Origin of the sequence: Companilactobacillus nantensis DSM 16982 (assembly GCF_001435815.1) — a bacterium.
In the GTDB taxonomy this organism is placed as follows: domain Bacteria; phylum Bacillota; class Bacilli; order Lactobacillales; family Lactobacillaceae; genus Companilactobacillus; species Companilactobacillus nantensis.
In genome coordinates, this window is the sequence record NZ_AZFV01000023.1 from 25,864 (window position 1) to 45,650 (window position 19,787).

At 37.7% G+C, this 19,787-nt stretch carries 23 protein-coding genes; 22 read left to right on the top strand and 1 reads right to left on the bottom strand.

Annotation, left to right across the window (positions count from 1 at the left end):
* Nucleotides 1-53: 53 nt before the first annotated feature.
* Nucleotides 54-1,397, bottom strand: coding sequence for a Mur ligase family protein (locus FD31_RS10140; protein ID WP_057892667.1), 1,344 nt, complete (start codon nt 1,395-1,397; stop codon nt 54-56).
* 701 nt (nt 1,398-2,098) lie between these two features.
* Here FD31_RS10140 and FD31_RS10145 point away from each other — a divergent pair.
* From FD31_RS10145 to FD31_RS10250, 22 genes are all read left to right on the top strand, one after another.
* The gene (locus tag FD31_RS10145) at nt 2,099-2,680 is read left to right on the top strand and encodes a thymidine kinase (protein ID WP_057892668.1); all 582 of its coding nucleotides are present in this window, start codon (nt 2,099-2,101) and stop codon (nt 2,678-2,680) included.
* Between the two features lie 24 nt (nt 2,681-2,704).
* Nucleotides 2,705-3,802 carry a peptide chain release factor 1 gene (gene prfA / locus FD31_RS10150; RefSeq protein WP_057892669.1) on the top strand — a complete coding sequence of 366 codons (1,098 nt, stop codon included), beginning with the start codon at nt 2,705-2,707 and terminating at the stop codon, nt 3,800-3,802.
* Nucleotides 3,747-4,628: a peptide chain release factor N(5)-glutamine methyltransferase gene (prmC, locus tag FD31_RS10155; RefSeq protein WP_083483643.1), complete on the top strand. Its 882-nt coding sequence runs from the start codon at nt 3,747-3,749 to the stop codon at nt 4,626-4,628. The genes prfA and prmC overlap by 56 nt, the downstream gene beginning before the upstream one ends.
* 2 nt (nt 4,629-4,630) lie before the next feature.
* Nucleotides 4,631-5,641 carry an L-threonylcarbamoyladenylate synthase gene (locus FD31_RS10160; protein ID WP_057892671.1) on the top strand — a complete coding sequence of 337 codons (1,011 nt, stop codon included), beginning with the start codon at nt 4,631-4,633 and terminating at the stop codon, nt 5,639-5,641.
* Nucleotides 5,642-5,651: 10 nt separating this feature from the next.
* The gene (upp, locus tag FD31_RS10165; RefSeq protein ID WP_057892672.1) at nt 5,652-6,281 is read left to right on the top strand and encodes a uracil phosphoribosyltransferase; all 630 of its coding nucleotides are present in this window, start codon (nt 5,652-5,654) and stop codon (nt 6,279-6,281) included.
* 87 nt (nt 6,282-6,368) lie between these two features.
* Nucleotides 6,369-7,079 (top strand): F0F1 ATP synthase subunit A, encoded by a 711-nt coding sequence (gene atpB, locus FD31_RS10170; protein WP_057892673.1) that lies wholly within the window; start codon nt 6,369-6,371, stop codon nt 7,077-7,079.
* A gap of 23 nt (nt 7,080-7,102) precedes the next feature.
* Complete coding sequence (gene atpE, locus FD31_RS10175) at nt 7,103-7,315, top strand: F0F1 ATP synthase subunit C (RefSeq protein WP_010020175.1); 213 nt, start codon at nt 7,103-7,105, stop codon at nt 7,313-7,315.
* An 81-nt stretch (nt 7,316-7,396) separates the two neighbouring features.
* Nucleotides 7,397-7,918: a F0F1 ATP synthase subunit B gene (atpF, locus tag FD31_RS10180; protein ID WP_371862681.1), complete on the top strand. Its 522-nt coding sequence runs from the start codon at nt 7,397-7,399 to the stop codon at nt 7,916-7,918.
* Nucleotides 7,905-8,453, top strand: coding sequence for an ATP synthase F1 subunit delta (atpH, locus tag FD31_RS10185; RefSeq protein ID WP_057892674.1), 549 nt, complete (start codon nt 7,905-7,907; stop codon nt 8,451-8,453). Before atpF ends, atpH begins: the two co-directional genes overlap by 14 nt.
* Nucleotides 8,454-8,468: 15 nt before the next feature.
* On the top strand, nt 8,469-10,016 hold the full coding sequence (gene atpA, locus FD31_RS10190; RefSeq protein ID WP_057892675.1) for a F0F1 ATP synthase subunit alpha: 1,548 nt from the start codon (nt 8,469-8,471) through the stop codon (nt 10,014-10,016).
* Between the two features lie 17 nt (nt 10,017-10,033).
* The gene (locus FD31_RS10195) at nt 10,034-10,951 is read left to right on the top strand and encodes a F0F1 ATP synthase subunit gamma (protein ID WP_057892676.1); all 918 of its coding nucleotides are present in this window, start codon (nt 10,034-10,036) and stop codon (nt 10,949-10,951) included.
* A gap of 20 nt (nt 10,952-10,971) precedes the next feature.
* Entirely contained in the window at nt 10,972-12,423 is a 1,452-nt protein-coding gene (gene atpD, locus FD31_RS10200) for a F0F1 ATP synthase subunit beta (protein WP_057892677.1), read from the top strand.
* Nucleotides 12,424-12,440: 17 nt separating this feature from the next.
* Nucleotides 12,441-12,872 carry a F0F1 ATP synthase subunit epsilon gene (locus tag FD31_RS10205; RefSeq protein ID WP_057892678.1) on the top strand — a complete coding sequence of 144 codons (432 nt, stop codon included), beginning with the start codon at nt 12,441-12,443 and terminating at the stop codon, nt 12,870-12,872.
* 580 nt (nt 12,873-13,452) lie between these two features.
* Complete coding sequence (locus tag FD31_RS10210; RefSeq protein WP_057892679.1) at nt 13,453-13,686, top strand: DUF1146 family protein; 234 nt, start codon at nt 13,453-13,455, stop codon at nt 13,684-13,686.
* A gap of 25 nt (nt 13,687-13,711) precedes the next feature.
* Complete coding sequence (gene murA / locus FD31_RS10215) at nt 13,712-15,034, top strand: UDP-N-acetylglucosamine 1-carboxyvinyltransferase (RefSeq protein WP_057892680.1); 1,323 nt, start codon at nt 13,712-13,714, stop codon at nt 15,032-15,034.
* 105 nt (nt 15,035-15,139) lie between these two features.
* Nucleotides 15,140-16,129, top strand: a complete 990-nt coding sequence (gene mreB, locus FD31_RS10220; RefSeq protein ID WP_057892681.1) for a rod shape-determining protein — start codon at nt 15,140-15,142, stop codon at nt 16,127-16,129.
* 8 nt (nt 16,130-16,137) lie between these two features.
* Nucleotides 16,138-16,320 carry a DNA-directed RNA polymerase subunit beta gene (locus FD31_RS10225; RefSeq protein ID WP_057892682.1) on the top strand — a complete coding sequence of 61 codons (183 nt, stop codon included), beginning with the start codon at nt 16,138-16,140 and terminating at the stop codon, nt 16,318-16,320.
* A 4-nt stretch (nt 16,321-16,324) separates the two neighbouring features.
* Nucleotides 16,325-16,615 carry a membrane protein insertion efficiency factor YidD gene (yidD, locus tag FD31_RS10230; RefSeq protein WP_057892683.1) on the top strand — a complete coding sequence of 97 codons (291 nt, stop codon included), beginning with the start codon at nt 16,325-16,327 and terminating at the stop codon, nt 16,613-16,615.
* A gap of 12 nt (nt 16,616-16,627) precedes the next feature.
* Nucleotides 16,628-16,849, top strand: a complete 222-nt coding sequence (locus FD31_RS10235) for a DUF2969 family protein (RefSeq protein ID WP_057892684.1) — start codon at nt 16,628-16,630, stop codon at nt 16,847-16,849.
* Between the two features lie 12 nt (nt 16,850-16,861).
* Nucleotides 16,862-18,064, top strand: a complete 1,203-nt coding sequence (locus FD31_RS10240; protein WP_057892685.1) for an FtsW/RodA/SpoVE family cell cycle protein — start codon at nt 16,862-16,864, stop codon at nt 18,062-18,064.
* Between the two features lie 8 nt (nt 18,065-18,072).
* Nucleotides 18,073-18,366 (top strand): glycine cleavage system H family protein, encoded by a 294-nt coding sequence (locus FD31_RS10245; RefSeq protein ID WP_057892686.1) that lies wholly within the window; start codon nt 18,073-18,075, stop codon nt 18,364-18,366.
* A 103-nt stretch (nt 18,367-18,469) separates the two neighbouring features.
* Nucleotides 18,470-19,327, top strand: a complete 858-nt coding sequence (locus FD31_RS10250) for a helix-turn-helix transcriptional regulator (protein WP_057892687.1) — start codon at nt 18,470-18,472, stop codon at nt 19,325-19,327.
* The last annotated feature ends 460 nt before the right edge of the window (nt 19,328-19,787 follow it).

Consider the following 19,787-nt stretch of genomic DNA (forward strand, 5'->3'; position numbering starts at 1 on the left):
AAACAAAAAAAGCCCCTCAGTTGGATTGGTTTCCAATTGAGAGGCTTATTTTATTACTTTTGTTTAATATAACCCTTGTCCATCAATGCCTTGCGTAAGCCAAGCATTGCCGTATAAGTTGCTAAGACGTAAATTTTTTCAGTTGGAATATTAGGAATTTCTTTGACGAAATCGTCAATTTCAACTGTTTCAATATTTTTATTCATATCAAGACCAGCAATCTTGAAACGATATGTAACATCCTTAACACGTTTACCACCAGTGATAACTAATGGCAATTTGTCGTAATCGAAGTCTTCGAAATTAGCGTCCCAGATCCAACTTGTATCAAGACCATCTGCATAATTAGCATTTAATAAGAAAGCAAGTGAATATGGATCTTTGTCACTCAAAACAGTTTCGATAACTTGGTTCAAACCAACTGGGTTCTTAACTAAGATGATATTGACATCCTTGCCATCAACGTTGATTGTTTCTTGACGACCAAAGACTTTTTCATCATAGGCGAAAGCTTTTTGCATTTGTTCAACATTGATACCCATTTCAGAGGCAATTGCGTAGGCGGCTAAGGCATTATAAACATTATATTTACCACCGATATTCATATTGAACTTGTTGCCGTCAATTTCAAATTCTGTTTTGTTAGGTAATAATGTTGAAATGTCAGTCACTTGATACTTCAACTCATGACGCTTGAAACCACAGTTAGGGCAGAAGTAGCTACCCAAGTTAGCGTAAGAAATCATATGGTAATGCATAATGTGATTGCACTTAGGACAAAGGACACCATCAGTATTAGTTGGAGCCTTGAAATCCTCAGTTTCATGACCTTTGTCAGAAAAACCGTAATAAACAACTTTATTAGGTAAATCTTTTGAAGCAAAGATAGCAGCATCACCGTTAGCGATGATTGTAGCATCAGGAGCCATCTTGATACCGTCAAGAATTTTTTGATAAGTTGTATAAATTTCCCCATAACGGTCCATTTGGTCACGGAAAATATTTGTTAGCACGAAATACTTTGGCTTGATGTAGCTACAAATGATTGGAACATTAGCTTCATCAACTTCCAAAACAGCGATAGGACGCTTACTCTTTTTGTGATGAGTAACGAAACTCGTAACAATTCCTTGAATCATGTTCGAGCCAGTTGGATTAGTTAAAACGTCATCAAACTTTTGAACAAGCATCTTGTTGATTAAAGATGTCGTCAAAGTTTTACCATTAGTACCAGTAACAACGATTAAGTCGTAATCTTTGCCAAGACTTTTTAAAATATCTGGATCAATCTTGTAAGCAATTTTACCGGGGTATGAAGAACCACCGTTGAAAAATTTACTCAAGATAAAGTAAGATGTTTTGCCTGTAAATGTTGCAATTCCTGATTTAAATGTCATTACTAAAACCCCAAATTTAAATAGATTAAAATTAATATTATCACACCTAACCCCTATTTTAGTTGATTTTGACTGAAATTGGGAAATGTTTAATTAAATTTGCCGTCTCCAGAGCTGAGAAATATTCACTGGCTGTGCGGACCGATTCGGGCCAAGGTCTCGAATCTCGGTTTGAAGCCTCGCAAATTCGGCGAGTCTCCAAACACGCCCGGTGGTGTAAGAGCTAAAGCTCTAACGCCACTTTCACTGCCAGTGAATATTTCTCAGCTCTTCCGACTAATGTATCTGGATGGATAATGTAAGCCTTGTTTTACGTTAATGTCATGATTTGTCTATTATTTAATGTTATATACCATAAATTTAAAAATCTGTCGTTCATTTTGGAAATATTTTTACTAGTGAAAATAAAGAAGCAATGAATAAAATAGCCGGAAGGAACAAGAATTTAGGTCGCTGTGCAGGTGGCGTTAGTGCTTTAAGCTTACACCACGGGACGAGTTTTGAAATTCGCGTACTTTGCGAAGTTCAAAATCGAGCTTGGAGACCGCTCTTTGGCTCCAAGCGGTCCCCATAGCGACCTAAATTTCTTGTTCCTGGAGGCGGGCATCTTTAAATAACTTTCAACCTTTAATATGTTTGATATGTTCAAGCAGACGTTTTTTCGTTATAATCTTGTAGGACATATTTTTGGAGGCGTAAATTTGGCTCAATTATTTTTTAAGTATGGTGCTATGAATAGCGGAAAATCTATCGAGATTTTGAAAGTGGCACATAATTATGAAGAACAAGGCAAGTCTGTTATTTTGATGACTAGCATTTTAGATACTCGTTCCGGTACTGGAAAAATAAGGAGCCGGATGGGTTTGACTCGTGATGCGATTGTTTTGAACGATGATTCAAATGTTTTTGACATTGTTAAAGCAAAGGATCCTAATACTGCTTGTGTATTGATCGATGAATGTGAATTCATGACTAAAGATCAAGTTTTGCAAGCAACTAAAGTAGTTGATGACTTAGGAATTCCTGTTATGGCATTTGGTTTGAAGAATGATTTCAGAAATGAATTGTTCGAAGGAACTAAATATTTGTTGTTGTACGCTGATAAATTGGAAGAAATGAAGACAATTTGCTGGTTCTGTACAAAGAAAGCTACAATGAATATGCGTATGGCTAATGGTAAACCAGTTTATGAGGGTGATCAGATTGCAATTGGTGGCAACGAAATGTACTACCCAGTTTGTCGTCGACACTATAACCATCCTCCAATGCTCAATGAAGATTAATAAATAGAAGAAAGGATAGTTAAGTTGGATAAAATATTTGAACAACTAGAAACATTGCTTGAAAGATATCAAGAACTTCAAGAACTTATGAGTGATCCTGAAGTTATCAACGATACAAAGCGTTATATGGCTTACTCAAAAGAAGAAGCTGATATGCGTGACGTTGTAGCTGCTTTCAAGCACTATAAAGAATTAAAACAAAGTATTAGTGATAGTGACGAGATTTTGCGTGAAACTGATGACGCTGAAATGCAAGCTATGGCTAAGGATGAAATGGAGACTTCTAAGAAAGAACTTGAAGAAGTTGAACATAACATCACACTTTTGATGCTACCTAAGGACCCTAATGATGATAAAAATATTATCATGGAAATTCGTGGTGCCGCTGGTGGTGACGAAGCTAGTTTATTTGCGGCTGATTTGTTGAGTATGTATAGTAAATATGCTGAAAAACAAGGCTGGACGTTTGATATCATCGATGAAACAGATACTGAAGTCGGTGGTTATAAAGACGTTGCCGTTATGATTACTGGTACAAGTGTTTATTCCAAACTGAAATATGAAAATGGGGCACACCGTGTTCAACGTATCCCATCAACAGAATCGCAAGGTCGTGTTCACACATCAACAGCCACAGTTGCTGTTATGCCTGAATATGATGAAGTTGATATTGATCTTGATCCAAAGGATATCAGAACCGATGTTTATCGTTCATCTGGTGCCGGTGGTCAACATATTAATAAGACCTCATCAGCTGTTCGTATGACCCATTTACCAACAGGTATCGTTGTTGCTATGCAAGATCAACGTTCACAACAACAAAACCGTCAAAAAGCTATGCAAATTTTGAAGTCACGTGTTTATGATTACTACGAATCACAAAATCAAAGTGAATATGATGAACAACGTAAGTCAGCTGTTGGTACAGGGGATCGTTCCGAACGTATTAGAACTTATAACTATCCTCAAAACCGTGTGACAGATCACCGTATTGGTTTATCTTTGAATAAACTTGATCGGATTATGAATGGTGAATTGGAAGAAATCATTGATGCATTAATCGTTGATGATCAAACCAAGAAGTTGGAGCAAATTCAAAGTGGAGAAGCTAAGTTATTCTAACGCCCTGAAAAGGGCTTTTTCTATGTTAAGGGAGAAAGATAAATTTCCCGAAGATGCACAGTACTTAATGGAAGAATTAAGCGGATTCAATTACACACAATTACAACTTCATCGAAATGATTATGTTCCCAATGATATTTGGCGAAAATTTCGTGATGGATTGGCTCGGTTGATGATGGATGAACCTGTTCAATATATTTTGGGTTACGCATATTTTATGAATCGTAACTTTTCAGTTAATCAAAACGTACTTATTCCACGTCAAGATACTGAAGAAATGGTTCAGCAAATTATTGATGAGCACGGTTCAAAGCAAAAGAGTATTTGTGATATTGGGACCGGTTCAGGAATCATTGCCGTGACACTTGCTTTGGAGTTTCCTGAAGACGACGTGTTGGCAACAGATATTTCTGCTGATGCCTTAAAAGTAGCTGAACTTAATTCTGATAACTATCAAACAAATAATGTCTTTTTTAAGCAGAGCGATTTGTTTGATAGCATTGAACCACAAAAATTCGATATCGTTGTTTCTAATCCGCCATACATTGCTGAGGCTGAAAAACCAGATATGGATGCTAGTGTTATTAAGTATGAACCGGATTTAGCTTTATATGGTCAAGATAATGGGTTAGAATTTTATGAGAATATCACGCAGAAAGTTCAAAATTATCTTTCTGATGACGGTATTTTGTATATGGAATTCGGATTTCGACAAAAAAATGCAATAAAACAGATTTTTTGTGATAATTTACCCAATTATGTTGTAGAATTTCATAAAGATATAAGTGGGAATTACCGATATCTAAAAGCTAAAAAGGAGATGTAGTATTGGATACTGAGATACTAGAGAGTACACAGATTCAAGAAGCGGCAGATTTTCTAGCTAAAGGCCAATTGGTTGCTTTTCCAACTGAGACCGTTTATGGACTAGGAGCTGACGCAACAAGACCTGATGTAGTCAAGGATGTCTATGCAGCTAAAGGTCGTCCCAGTGACAACCCTTTGATTGTGCATGTTTCTAGTCCAGAGATGGTTTGGGAATACGCCGATACTAGCTACAAACCATTAGCAGAGAAGCTAATGAAGGCATTTTGGCCAGGCCCATTGACGATCATTATGCCAATTCAACCTGGCAAACTTTCCAAAGCAGTTACTGGGGGACTAACGACTGCTGCCTTTAGAATGCCCAATAATAAGGCTACTTTGAATCTTATCAAGACTTTTGGCAAACCAATTGTGGGGCCATCCGCTAATACGAGTGGTAAACCAAGTCCAACGTTAGCTAAGCATGTTTATCATGATTTGCATGGTAAAATTGCGGCTATTTTGGATGATGGCCCAACGAAACTAGGTGTTGAATCGACGGTCATTGACTTATCAGTTGAAATACCAACGGTTTTACGTCCTGGAATGATTGACTCAGATGATTTATTGAAAGTTATCGATAACGTCAATTCTGATCACCACAAGGTTACAGCAAACGAAGTTCCTAAAGCACCAGGTATGAAGTACAAGCACTATGCACCAAGCGCACAAGTCATCATTGTCGATGATGTAAAAGATTTTAAGCAAGCAGTCACTGAATACATCGCTAAAGATGTTCCAATGGGAGTTATGGCGACGGATGAAATTTTGAAGGAAGTACCAGCTAACATCGAAACATTTTCACTAGGAAACGATGTGTTGAGTGCTTCACGGGAATTATTTGCTGGTTTGCGTCAGTTAGATAATGACCACGTTCAATATATCTTAGCTCAAGGCTTTTCTGACGAAGGTCACGGTGCAGCATACAGTAATCGTTTGAATAAATCAGCCGGCAACACACACTATAAAAACTAAGGAGACTAATATGTCTAAATTTACAGTATTAAATCACCCCTTGATCCAACACAAACTTACAATTATCCGTAACAAGCACACTGGTACAAAGGTATTCCGTGAAGTTGCCAATGAAATTGGTGAACTAATGGTTTATGAAATCACTCGTGACTTGCCATTGAAAGATGTTGTTGTTGAAACACCAATGGGTAAATCAACTCAAAAGATTCTTGCTGGTAAAAAACTAGCTGTTATTCCTATCCTCCGTGCCGGTCTAGGTATGGTTGATGGTGTTCTTGAATTGATTCCTGCTGCTAAAGTTGGTCACATCGGTATGTACCGTGATGAAAAAACATTGAAACCACACGAATATTTTGTAAAGCTTCCTAGCGATATCGACCAACGTGAATTATTTATCGTTGATCCAATGCTTGCTACTGGTGGTTCCGCTAACATGGCTATCGAAGCATTGAAGAAGCGTGGTGCTAAACACATGCGTCTAGTTGTCCTAGTTGCTGCACCAGAAGGTGTTAAGGCTGTTCAAGAGGCTCACCCTGATGTTGATATCTACGCAGCTTCACTTGATGAGAAGATTACAGACAGTGGTTATATTTTCCCTGGTTTAGGTGATGCCGGCGATAGATTGTTTGGGACAAAATAACAATTTCATTGTTTGAATATATAATATTTAGTGTTATTATTTTGTGGTATCAATTGTTTTCAATAAGCGAAGAAAGGAGGGTTATTATTGGATGATAAGTATAAGTTTATTGAATTCTTAGGCTTAAGATTCAATGTTGCAAATGACTTGTCAGTTCTAGTCTCTGCAGTCCTTGTTTTCATTTTGGTGTTTGCATTATCTCGTAAAGTCACAATGAGACCAGGCAAAGCACAGAATGTACTCGAATGGATGATTGATTTTACAAACGGTATTGTAAAATCGGCAATGCCAGATGGTTCAGGTAAACAGTTCAATCTTTATGCGTTTGTATTATTCCTATTTATCTTTGTCTCTAACCAATTAGGATTATTCTTCCAATTAAAGGTTGGCGGTTTCACATATGTTAAGTCACCAACGTCTAATCCCTTAATCACAATGGGACTTGCGACAATTTCATTGTTGATTTCTCACTATTATGCAGTGAAGAAATTTGGATTCGGTGGTTATTTATCCAATTATGCGAGACCTGTAAAGTTTTTACTACCAATTAACCTTCTGGAAGAATTTACCAACTTCCTAACATTGTCACTACGTCTTTACGGTAATATTTTTGCCGGTGAAGTACTTCTTGCACTTATTGGAACTGTTGCCAAGAGTCTTGGCGCTGTGACATTTGTTGCAGCTATGCCATTAGCTATGGTATGGCAAGGCTTTTCTGTATTTATTGGAGCCATCCAAGCGTACGTATTTACCACGTTATCTATGGTATATATTTCACGTAAACTGGAACAAGAATAACATTTATTGGAGGATTTTAAATTATGAAGGATATTGCGGCAGCTCTTGCAGCTGGTATCGCTGCTCTTGGAGCATCAATCGGTAACGGACTTGTTATTTCTAAAACTCTTGAAGGAATGGCCCGTCAACCAGAAGTAGCCGACAAGTTAAGAGGAACAATGTTCATTGGTGTTGGTCTTATCGAAGCTGTTCCTATCATTGCCATTGCTATTGCGTTCGTTATTCTTTTCGTTTAATACATACAACCAAAAATTTGGCGATATAAAATAGTCGCCTTTTTATGTTTTATGTACTTATTAGAAAGGAAGGAGTGAAGAATATTGGCAGGTTTATTAGTTCTCGGAGCTAATCAAGTAGCTTTGGGTGACATGCTTTTCATTCTTGTTTCTTTCATCGTTTTAGCACTGTTAGTTAAGCATTTTGCTTGGGGTCCTGTAACCAAGATGATGGATGCCAGATCTGAAAAGATTACTGGTGATCTTGATTATGCGGATCAAGAACGCACACGTGCTGAAAAGTTGGCAAAAGAACGTGAAGATGCTCTTAAGAATTCACGTGCTGAAGCAGTGGAAATTGTTAATAAAGCTAAGGAAAGCGGTGAGACTCAAAAGAAGTCTATCGTATCCGATGCTCATAGCGAAGCTGAAGAATTAAGACAAAGAGCAAAATCTGATGCAGCTAAAGCTAGAGAAGATGCTATGTCAGGAGCTCAAAATGACATTGCAAACTTATCTTTGGAAATTGCTTCAAAAGTTATTTCTAAGGAGCTTAATGCAGACGATCAAAAGTCACTAATCGACTCTTACATTAAGGAGTTGACGGTAAATGAAACTAAGTAACATTCAAGTGGGAAAGCGTTACAGTAAGGCACTTTATGAAGTTGCCACAGAACAAAACTCTATAGAAGAAATGCTTGAAGATTTAAAATCTTTGAAAAAAGTCTATGAAGAAAATCCTAGCTTGAGCTTTGCTCTTGCAGGACGTTCTATTTCTCGCACTGAAAAACTTAAAATCTTGGATACATTGAAGAGCCAATTTGGTGAATTGATGCAAGATTTCTTAGGTTTAGTTTTCGATAACAATCGAATGGATTGTTTAGTGGAAATTGCAGATGCTTTCATTGCTAAATACGATGAAAAAAATGCAATTGTTGAAGCTACAGTTACTACTACGATTGAATTAGACGAGGCTCAAGCAAAGAATCTTGAATCCGTGATTCAAAAGAGATTTTCAGTAAATAAAGTAAATTTAACGAAAATAGTTGATCCATCTATCATCGGAGGCGTTATAATCCGAGTAGGCGATCAAGTTGTCGACGGTAGTGTTGTTAAGAGATTTAATGACATTAAGAAGACACTATTGGTTAATAATTAAGTCGAGGTGAAAAGAATGAGCATCAAAACTGAAGAGATTAGTTCGCTGATCAAAGAACAGTTAAAGAACTATAAAAATGAACTCTCAGTTGATGAAGTAGGTACAGTTACATACGTCGGTGATGGTATTGCTCGTGCTAATGGCCTTGAAAATGCTATGGCAAGTGAATTGCTTGAATTCCAAGACGGTACTTTTGGTGTGGCTCAAAACCTTGAAAGTGATGATGTTGGTATCATCATTTTAGGTAATTACGATCAAATCCGTGAAGGCGATACTGTTAAGAGAACAGGTCGTATCATGGAAGTTCCAGTCGGAGATGCAATGATTGGACGTGTCGTAAATTCTTTGGGTCAACCAGTTGATGGTCTTGGAGAAATCAAGACTGACAAAACACGACCTATTGAATCACCTGCACCCGGTGTTATGCAACGTAAGTCAGTTTTCGAACCTTTACAAACAGGTTTGAAATCAGTTGACTCTCTTGTTCCTATTGGTCGTGGTCAACGTGAGTTGATCATTGGTGACCGTAAAACTGGTAAGACATCAATCGCTATTGATACAATTCTAAATCAAAAAGATGAAGACATGATTTGTATCTATGTTGCCATTGGACAAAAGGAATCAACTATCAGAGCGCAAGTTGAAACTTTGAGAAAACATGGTGCCATGGATTACACAATCGTTGTCGAAGCTGGTCCTAGTCAACCAGCCCCAATGCTTTACTTTGCACCATATGCTGGTGCTGCAATGGGTGAATATTTCATGTACAACGGTAAGCATGTTTTAATCGTTTATGATGATTTAAGCAAGCAAGCCAATGCCTATCGTGAAATTTCGCTATTGCTTCGTAGACCACCTGGGCGTGAAGCATATCCTGGTGATGTTTTCTACTTGCACTCACGTTTGCTAGAACGTGCTGCTAAGTTGAGTGACGATTTAGGTGGTGGTTCAATGACCGCTCTACCTATCGTTGAAACACAAGCCGGTGATGTGTCAGCCTATATTCCAACTAACGTTATTTCTATCACTGATGGACAGATTTTCTTGAGTAGTGATATGTTCCACTCAGGTACACGTCCAGCTATTGATGCTGGTACATCTGTTTCTCGTGTTGGTGGGGATGCCCAAATTAAGGCTATGAAGAAGGTTGCTGGTACTTTACGTCTAGATCTTTCTTCATATCATGAATTGGAATCATTCGCTCAATTTGGATCTGACCTTGATGAAGCTACAAAGGCAAAACTAGATCGTGGTCGTCGTACAGAAGAAGTTCTAAAACAACCTGTACACTCACCCGTTGCTGTTCAAAAGCAAGTTTTGATTTTGTTTGCTTTGACAAGAGGATTCTTAGATAAGATTAAAGTTGAAGATATTAAAGAATATGAAGCTTCACTTTCTGAATATTTCGATGCAAATCATTCAGATCTTTTACAAACAATCAAAGATAAAGGTACATTACCTGATGAAGACCAATTCAAGGCCGCTGTAAAAGAATTTACAGAGAACTTCTTGGCTTCTAAGTCAGGCGATACTGATAATTCAGATAGTAAGCAAGCAAACTAATACAGGAGGTTTAAATAATGGCTGAGTCCCTTATGGATATTAAAAGAAGAATTTCTTCTACTAAGAAAACCGGTCAAATTACAAGAGCCATGCAAATGGTCTCTGGTGCTAAACTCTCTCGTATTGAAAAGAAATCTATTGCTTATCAATTGTACGCAAAAAAGGTTGAAGATATTGTTAGACATTTAACAGCGGCCGATGTGTTCAAAGAATTATCAGTTGCTGATGATTCTACTGATCCGCTAAGTTTAAACAGTCTTCTAAAAGTTCGTGAAGTCCACAAGACTGCCTATGTTGTTATTACATCAGACCGTGGTCTTGTTGGTGGATATAACAGTAATATCTTGAAAGCTATGATGGACCTCTTCCAAAAGAAGTACAAAGGCGACAAGAGCAAATTTACTATTATTTCCTTAGGTGCTACCGGAACAGAATTCTTTAAAGCACGTGGCTTTGACGTTTCTTACGAATACCGTGGTTTACCAGATATTCCAACAGTTAAAGATATCACTCCAATCATGAAAACGATTTTGCAAATGTATCAAGCTGAATTGTTTGATGAAATTGATATTTGTCATAATCATCACGTTAATTCATTGGTTTCTAACTTTACAACAGATAAGTTATTGCCATTGACAGAACCTGACGATGTTACGGCTGAAGAACAACAAGTTGCGACTGAATACATCACAGAACCAAACCCTAAAGCAGTTCTATCTGCAATTGTGCCTCAATATATTGAGTGTTTAGTTTTAGGAGCAATGATGGATGCAAAAACAGCAGAGCATGCTGCTTCTGTAACAGCTATGAAGAGTGCGACCGATAATGCTGACGATCTTATTTCAAGTTTGTCATTGCATTATAACCGTGCCCGTCAAGCTCAAATTACTACAGAAATCACTGAAATCATCGGTGGTGCTGCTGCACTTGAATAGTTTAGAAAGGAGCCAAATTAATGAGTAGCAAAGGTAAAGTTATTCAGGTAATCGGTCCGGTTGTTGATGTCGAGTTTTCATTAGATGATGAATTACCAGAAATCAATGATGCGCTTAAAGTTAAGAAAAGCGACGGATCAGAAATTACCCTTGAAGTTGCCCTAGAATTAGGTGATGGCGCCTTGCGTGCTATTTCCATGAGTTCTACCGATGGACTTCAAAGAGGTGCCGAAGTTATTAACACTGCCGGTCCAATCTCTGTACCAGTTGGTAAAGAAACATTGGGTCGTGTGTTTAATGTTTTAGGTGAATCAATCGATGGGGGCAAAGCATTTCCTGCTGATTTCCCAAGAAATAGTATTCACCGTCAAGCACCTGCTTATGATCAATTAAATACATCAACTGAAATTCTTGAAACAGGTATCAAAGTTATCGATCTTCTCGAACCTTACGTTCGTGGTGGTAAAGTTGGTTTGTTCGGTGGTGCCGGTGTTGGTAAAACCGTTCTAATTCAAGAATTAATCCACAATATTGCCGAAGAGCATGGTGGTATTTCAGTATTTACTGGTGTTGGTGAAAGAACACGTGAAGGTAATGACCTTTATTATGAAATGAAGGAATCTGGTGTTCTTGCTAAAACAGCCATGGTTTATGGCCAAATGAACGAATCACCTGGTGCTCGTATGCGTGTTGCCTTAACAGGTTTGACAATTGCTGAGTACTTCCGTGATGTTGAAGGTCAAGATGTGCTATTGTTTATCGATAACATCTTTAGATTTACACAAGCTGGTTCAGAAGTTTCTGCCTTGCTTGGACGTATGCCTTCAGCCGTTGGTTATCAACCAACATTGGCTACAGAAATGGGTCAATTGCAAGAAAGAATCACTTCTACAAAGAAGGGTTCAATCACTTCAATTCAAGCCGTTTATGTTCCTGCCGATGATTATACTGATCCTGCTCCTGCTACAACTTTCGCCCATTTGGATGCTACAACCAACTTGGAACGTAAGTTGACACAACAAGGTATTTATCCAGCCGTTGATCCACTAGCATCATCATCATCAGCTCTTGATCCAGCTATTATTGGACAAGAACACTATGATGTTGCCACAGAAGTTCAAGAAGTTCTTCAAAGATATCATGAACTACAAGATATTATTTCTATCTTGGGTATGGACGAATTGTCTGATGAAGAAAAAACTGTTGTTGCTCGTGCAAGACGTATTCAATTCTTCTTGTCACAAAACTTCAGTGTTGCTGAACAATTTACTGGTGTACCAGGTTCATATGTACCTGTTGCAGATACAGTTAAAGATTTCCGTGCTATCTTAGATGGTAAGTATGATGACGTTCCTGAAGATGCCTTCAACGGTGTCGGTGGTATTCAAGACGTTCTCGACAAAGCCAAGAAGATGGGCTGGAAACCAGCAGATGACGCAGATGAAAATACTGAACAAGCTGTTGCCAATTAAGGATAGGAGGAGATAATATGACTGAAAATATTATGACGGTCAATATTGTTACTCCCGATGGTGTTGTTTATGATCATCATGCAAAACTCGTTGTATTGAGTACCATTGATGGTGAAATTGGTGTCATGGCTCACCATGCTCCAATCATCGCCCCATTGGTCATTGATGAAGTTCGTGTCCGTCGTGTGGACAAACCTCACCATGAAGACTCAATTGCTGTAAATGGCGGGTTCTTGGAGTTTAGCAATGATCTAGTTTCAATCGTCGCTAACAGTGCCGAAAGAGCTAGAGACATTGATTTAAGACGTGCGGAATACGCTAAGCAAAGAGCTGAACAAACAATCAAAGTTGCGGAAGAGAAACACAACGTTGATGACTTGGCTCGTGCTCAAGTATCCTTACGTAAAGCTGTAAACAGAATTAACGTAAGTTCACATCGAAACTTATAATAATAAAGAAGACTAGGGAAACCTAGGCTTCTTTTTTTTATGGCCGCCTCCGGGAAAGAGAACGTGAACCTGCCATGGGACCGGTTCGAGCCAAGGTCTCGAACCTCGATTTTGAGCTTTGTCAAAAGCGCAAATCTCAAAATACGTCCGTGGAGTAAGAGCTAAAGCTCTAACACCACTTTCACGGCAGGTTCACGTTATCTTTCCCTCCAGCTAGTGTATTCGTTGATATTTTTAATAGCTTGGAAGTATTTAATCAGTATTTTAAAATTACCCTGATATTACTGGATGAAACGCGTCGTGCTAGTTCTAAGGTTTTAGAATATCGAATAAACTAGCCGGAAGGAACAAGAATTTAGGTCGCTGTGAAGGTGGCGTTATGGCTTTAGCCATTACACCACGGGACGAGTTTTGAAACTCGCGTATTTTGCGAGGTTCAAAATCGAGATTCGAGACCGCTCTTTGGCTCGAATCGGTCCCCACAGCGACCTAAATTTCTTGTTCCTGGAGGCGGAATTCATAAACTCCCCAGCGTATTTCTTAAGAAAATGTTATTATTTAAAAAAGAGAGGTTTATAAAATGATAAATATCGGAACTAATGCGATAATAACACTTATAAGTCATGTTATATTTATCTGGCTAAGTTTTAACTTATTGCAAGTTGTAGATTGGAAAAAGATATATAACAAAACCAATCCTAAAATGTTACAATTACTTGTAGCGTTTATTGCAATCGCTCTTGGTTATACAGTAAGCTCTTTTTTCATGAGCATTTTCAGTCTATCTCAAAATATAGCCTTGCTTTTTAAATGATTCCAGTTTTTTGGAGGAGAATATTGTGCAACAAATAATCGTAAATGGACCTACGCAATTAAAGGGAACAGTTAGAGTTGAAGGTGCCAAAAATGCAGCCTTGCCTATTTTAGCAACGACCATTTTGGCATCTAAGGGTAAAACCTTGTTAACGAATATCCCTCCGTTATCGGATGTAATTACCATGTCTAAGGTTTTAAAGGCTTTAAACGCCGATGTTTCATATGATGAAATTGATGAAGTACTTACAGTTGATACAAGCAAAGGAACTTCAACAACAGCTCCTGAAGACCTTGTTGATAAGATGCGTGCTTCAATCGTTGTTTTAGGACCACTTTTGGCTCGTAACAAGGAAGCTCATGTTGCAATGCCTGGTGGTTGTGCCATTGGTTCAAGACCAATTGATCTTCACATCAAGGGATTAGAAGCAATGGGTGCTGAATTCAGCCAAAATGGTGGTTTTATTGATGCCAAGACTGAAGGATTGCACGGTGCTAACATTTACTTGGATTTCCCAAGTGTTGGTGCAACACAAAATATTATGATGGCTGCAACTTTGGCAGATGGTGAAACTGTCATTGATAACGCTGCCAGAGAACCTGAAATCGTTGATCTTGCTAACGTTTTAAGTAAAATGGGTGCTGATGTAACTGGTGCCGGAACTAACACTGTTCGTATCAATGGTGTTGAAAGTTTGCATGGTTGTGAACACTCAATTATGCAAGACCGTATCGAAGCAGGAACATTCATGATTGCTGCTGCTGTTACTGGTGGCGATATCTTCATTAAGGATGCTGTTGCAGCTCATAATCGTCCCTTGATTTCTAAGTTGATTGAAATGGGCGTTCGCGTTGATGAAACTGATGAAGGTATTCGTGTTATTGGTGCAAATCAATTGAAACCAGTCGATGTAAAAACTTTACCTTATCCAGGATTCCCAACGGATATGCAAGCTCAAATGACTTTGATTCAATTACTAAGTGTCGGAACAACCGTTATGACAGAAACAGTTTTTGAAAATCGCTTTATGCATTTCCCAGAACTTGGTAAGATGAAAGCCGACTATAAGATCGAAGGTAATTCAGTTATTATGTTTGGTCCAGCTCAACTAAGTGGTGCTAATGTTGCTGCTACTGACTTACGTGCTGCTGCAGCACTTGTGTTAGCAGGATTAGTTGCTGAGGGTGAAACTCGCGTTTCTAACCTTCAATATTTGGATCGTGGATATTATCATTTCACTGAAAAGTTAAGAAATTTAGGTGCTAAAATTAGACGTGTTTCAGTTGATGAAGCTGGACGTGAAACTTTAGTGTTAAATACAGTATCAAGTGCAATAAAATTGGCTTAATATTAGCTTGAGAAAGTGGAATTCCCACTTTCTTTTTTTATTGGCAATTTAATGATTAAGCTGGTTATGATATACTTTTTGTGTTTAAGTCTTGGAGGATATAGTATGTCGAAATATCTAGGAATTGATTTGGGTACAGCAAATGTACTTATAGATGTCAAAGGTGAGGGTATCGTCTTGAACGAACCTTCCGTTGTGGCAATTAATACAAATAATAATGATGTAGTCGCTGTTGGTAAGGATGCTTATTTGATGGTTGGTAGAACACCAGCTAATATCAAGGCTATCCGTCCCTTAAAAGATGGGGTTATTGCTGACTTCGATATTACTGAAAAAATGCTTCAATATTTTATTGAAAAATTGAATGTCGGTGGTCGTTTCTCAAAACCAACAATCATGATTTGTGCACCAACTAACGTAACTCCTGTTGAGCAAAAATCAATTATTGAAGCTGCAGAACAAGCCGGTGGCGGTAAGGTCTATCTTCAATTAGAACCTAAGGTTGCAGCCGTTGGTGCTGGTTTGGATATCTTTAAACCACAAGGTAACATGGTTATTGATATCGGTGGTGGTACAAGTGATATCGCCGTTATCTCAATGGGCGACATTGTAACAAGTCAATCATTGCGTTTTGCTGGTGATAAGATGACTGGTGCTATTCAAGCCTACATCAAACAACATCACAGCTTGATTATCGGTGAAAGAACTGCCGAACAAATCAAGATGGAAATTGGTTGTGTTATGGATGCAGATGAAAGTAAGACTTTCTCTGCTAGTGGGATTGATATCGTCAGTGGATTGCCAAAAGAAATCACAACAAACGAAGTTGAGATTCAAGAAGCATTGTCAGATGGCATAGAACAAATTGTCAGCGCCGCTAAAAACGTTTTGGAACAAACACCTCCAGAACTATCAGGTGATATTATCGACCGTGGTATCATGCTTACAGGTGGTGGAGCACTATTGAAGAATTTGGACAAACTATTGTCTGAAAAACTTCAAGTTCCTGTTTTATTAACAGATAGTCCACTTGACTCAGTTGCTTTAGGTACAGGTGTATTATTAGATAATATTGAAAAACATAAAAAATACTAGGATGAAAAATGAAAAGAGACTTTGGTAAGGAATATCGTCGTGATATTTTTAAAAAGATAGGTTGGGTACTCTTATTGATGCTGATCTTCTTAGTTTTGGGAATGTTGATAGGTTCTGCCTTAGGTGGGTCTAATCCACTTGCTGTATTATGGCCAGGAACTTGGATGCATATGTTCGACTTTTTAAGGTAGCGGTATGCTTAAGAAGATATTAATTGGAATCGTTAGATTCTATCAAAAGTTTATTTCTCCAGTATTGCCACCGAGTTGTCGCTATTACCCAACGTGTTCGACTTATTTTATTGATGCGGTCAAAAAACACGGTGGAATTTTGGGTACCATTATGGGGATTGCACGTATTTTACGCTGTAATCCCTTTGTCCGTGGTGGAGTAGACCCAGTACCAGATAATTTTACAATTTTCCGTAACCCTCATCCTGAGGATTATGAAGATGAAATTATCGCAAAAAAATTTCATAACAAATAAAGGAAAGATTCAATGTCTAGCAGAAAACGAGCAGTTGAAATTAAATTAAAAGATATTAGTAGTGATCCTGAGACTTACGAGCTTTGGGATGGTAAGAAGTATGTGGGAACAATTAAAAAAGATGGTGAACGTTACCTTTCGTATGTTGAAAGCAACGACACACCATTTAAATCAGTAAAGTTGGACGATGCAATCAACGAATTGCTAATGCAATATAATTTACATAATCATTAGCAGGTGTAAAACATGCAAATAAGAGAAAATAGAAGAAAAAATGATGTGGATTCGAGAATTGATTACGGAATCATTTTTTCTGTAATGATGTTGGCAATAATAGGCTTAATGTCTATTTATGTTGCGACGATTCAAGATTCCCAGAATCCGTTAAAGAACGTTGTTTCGCAAGTAGCTTGGTATGTTATCGGAGCAGTGATAATTGCCGTTATTATGCAATTTGATGCGGAACAACTTTGGCAGGTGGCTAATTATGCTTACTATGCCGGTATAGCGTTATTGTTCCTGGTTTTAATATTTTACAGTCGTTCTTATGCGGCTAGTACTGGTGCAAAGAGTTGGTTTGCGATTGGTTCGTTTACCTTTCAGCCATCTGAAGTAATGAAACCAGCGTTTATTTTGATGCTGGGAAAAGTTATCACCAATCATAATAGTCAGTATCAGGTTCATAAAATTAAATCTGATTTTCTACTATTAGGAAAACTATTATTGTGGACATTACCAGTAATGGTGCTATTGAAGCTTCAAAATGATTTCGGTACTATCTTGGTTTTCGTAGCCATTTTAGGTGGAATGATTTTAGTTTCTGGTATCGACTGGCGTATCTTATTGACTGGTTTCTTGGTCGTAGCAGTTATTGGTGGGACAGCACTATTATTTGCAACAACTGACTGGGGTCGTCAGATCCTAGGTCATTTTGGATTTAGAGCATATCAATTCTCCAGAATTGACAGTTGGTTAAATCCATCCGCTGATACTTCTGAAAATGGTTATCAGATTTGGCAGAATATGAAAGCTATCGGTTCAGGGAAACTATTTGGGAAAGGCTTTAATGTCTCAAATGTGTATGTTCCGGTTCGTGAATCCGATATGATTTTCTCAGTTATCGGCGAGAACTTTGGTTTTATCGGTTCTTGTGTTTTGATTTTGTTGTATTTCTTGTTAATTTATCAAATGATTCAAGTAACTTTTGATACAAAGAATGAATTCTATGCTTATGTATCAACTGGTGTTATCATGATGATCTTGTTCCACGTGTTTGAAAACATTGGTATGAGTGTTGGTCTATTACCATTGACCGGTATTCCGTTACCGTTTATTTCACAAGGTGGTTCAGCATTGTTGGGTAACATGATTGGAATTGGCTTAATTATGTCGATGCGTTTCCATCATAAGAGTTACATGTTTGAAAATGGTACGTTTAAACAAAGGTAGGAATTACTATGACAGATGAAAATTATTATTGGGTTAAGAAGGGCCAGCATACAACTCGTATAGGCCTAACAAAAGAGGGTCAAGACGCTTTAGGCAATGTCAAATATGTTGAATTACCTGATGTAGATTCTGACATCAAAAAAGGTGAATCTAGTGGAGAGATCGAAGCTCAAAAGGCTGTGGTTGAGCTAGAATCACCTGTTACCGGGAAAATCGTCAAGGTAAACGATAAATTAAATGATAATCCTGAATTATTAAATGGTACCGAAAAAGATGCATGGTTCTTTGAAGTAAATAATTAAATTTTTAAAATTTATCTTTTTATCGCTGCTTATTTCTTGCAACATTTTTTAATAACTGTTTAAATTATCCTTGGAATTAATAAATGAATGGGGATAGTTTAGAATGAAAATTTTAGGTGAAAAGATTCGCCATTACAGAAAACTCAGAGGTATTTCTCAATCTGAGTTGGCTGATGGCATTTGTACACAGGCAACTGTCAGCCTGATTGAAAAAAAAGACAAGATTCCAAGCATGGAAATATTGGTTCGTATTTGTGAAAGACTGGGTATCACAATGAACCTCGTAATCGTCAATGACGATAGTCAGATTTATTCAATCATCAGTGACATTAAGAAGTCATTCTATCAAGATGATTTTGATGGTATTAACGACAAACTGGGTAAGCTTAAAAACATCAATGTTAATAACAAACAAGAAATCAAATTGATCCACTTTTTCAATGGTTTAATTGAATATGTCACAAGTAAGAACTATGACAAGGCTATTTTCGACTTCAACCGTGCTATGAACGTTAACATCGCTAACGTTGATATGTATGACATTTTGATTGACGTCTTTACAGCCAAAGCTTACATCAATAAAAAGTCAGTCGACGAAGCTAGAGTTTATTACAATCAAGCTAAAGACTTGATTAAATCTAGTCTCGATAAAATCGGTGACGAAAATTATCATGATAGTATTTTGATTTACGCTAACATGGCTGATTTGTCATTGAAACTTGATGATAATCAAAAGGCAATTGAGTATGCTAACGAAGGTATTTTCATTGCTAGAAAAGAACAAACACTTTTCAAGCTTGATGAAATGTACTGTTACTTAGCAGACGCCGGTACTCGTGAAGGTCAAAAGACTGACGAGGACTACATCAAGGCCTATGTGATTTCAAGTATCAGTGAGAACAAACCAGTTTTTGAAAAATTAAAAGCTAAAGTGAAAGATATGCATTTGAATATCTTTTAATAAAAAAACAATTTATTAATTTCCGTTCCATACAAAAGAGGACCGATTCGAAAGGATCAGTCCTCTTTTTGTGTAATTGAGGATGCCGCCTATGGGAGTGAGAATTTTAGGCTGCTGTGGGGACCGGTTCGAGCCAAAGTACGGTCTCGAACCTCGATTTTGAGCCTTGCATAAACCGCAAGTCTCAAAACTCGTCCCGTACTGTAAGGCTAAAGCCTAACAGTACCTTCACGGCTGCCTAAATTCTCACTCCCGTAGGCTAGGGTATTGGTTTGTTTTGTTCACCAAATTGATGTAAATCTAATCCTATATGGGAAGATTCAACACTGGCAGGGTTTTATTGGTCACGTTTTTTTAAATAACTGTGTCATATGTATTATATTTTTAGTATCTAAAAAATCTAATTAAAAAAACTAGTCGTAAGAAACGAGAAATGGTAACTGGCAGTGAAAGTGGCGTT

Coding starts and splice junctions, on each gene's coding strand:
- FD31_RS10140 (WP_057892667.1), bottom strand. CDS start 1,397: ATGACATTTAAATCAGGAATTGCAACATTTACAGGCAAAACATCTTAC.
- prmC (WP_083483643.1), top strand. CDS start 3,747: ATGATCAAACCAAGAAGTTGGAGCAAATTCAAAGTGGAGAAGCTAAGT.
- upp (WP_057892672.1), top strand. CDS start 5,652: ATGTCTAAATTTACAGTATTAAATCACCCCTTGATCCAACACAAACTT.
- atpE (WP_010020175.1), top strand. CDS start 7,103: ATGAAGGATATTGCGGCAGCTCTTGCAGCTGGTATCGCTGCTCTTGGA.
- atpH (WP_057892674.1), top strand. CDS start 7,905: ATGAAACTAAGTAACATTCAAGTGGGAAAGCGTTACAGTAAGGCACTT.
- atpA (WP_057892675.1), top strand. CDS start 8,469: ATGAGCATCAAAACTGAAGAGATTAGTTCGCTGATCAAAGAACAGTTA.
- FD31_RS10195 (WP_057892676.1), top strand. CDS start 10,034: ATGGCTGAGTCCCTTATGGATATTAAAAGAAGAATTTCTTCTACTAAG.
- atpD (WP_057892677.1), top strand. CDS start 10,972: ATGAGTAGCAAAGGTAAAGTTATTCAGGTAATCGGTCCGGTTGTTGAT.
- FD31_RS10205 (WP_057892678.1), top strand. CDS start 12,441: ATGACTGAAAATATTATGACGGTCAATATTGTTACTCCCGATGGTGTT.
- FD31_RS10210 (WP_057892679.1), top strand. CDS start 13,453: ATGATAAATATCGGAACTAATGCGATAATAACACTTATAAGTCATGTT.
- mreB (WP_057892681.1), top strand. CDS start 15,140: ATGTCGAAATATCTAGGAATTGATTTGGGTACAGCAAATGTACTTATA.
- FD31_RS10225 (WP_057892682.1), top strand. CDS start 16,138: ATGAAAAGAGACTTTGGTAAGGAATATCGTCGTGATATTTTTAAAAAG.
- yidD (WP_057892683.1), top strand. CDS start 16,325: ATGCTTAAGAAGATATTAATTGGAATCGTTAGATTCTATCAAAAGTTT.
- FD31_RS10235 (WP_057892684.1), top strand. CDS start 16,628: ATGTCTAGCAGAAAACGAGCAGTTGAAATTAAATTAAAAGATATTAGT.
- FD31_RS10240 (WP_057892685.1), top strand. CDS start 16,862: ATGCAAATAAGAGAAAATAGAAGAAAAAATGATGTGGATTCGAGAATT.
- FD31_RS10245 (WP_057892686.1), top strand. CDS start 18,073: ATGACAGATGAAAATTATTATTGGGTTAAGAAGGGCCAGCATACAACT.
- FD31_RS10250 (WP_057892687.1), top strand. CDS start 18,470: ATGAAAATTTTAGGTGAAAAGATTCGCCATTACAGAAAACTCAGAGGT.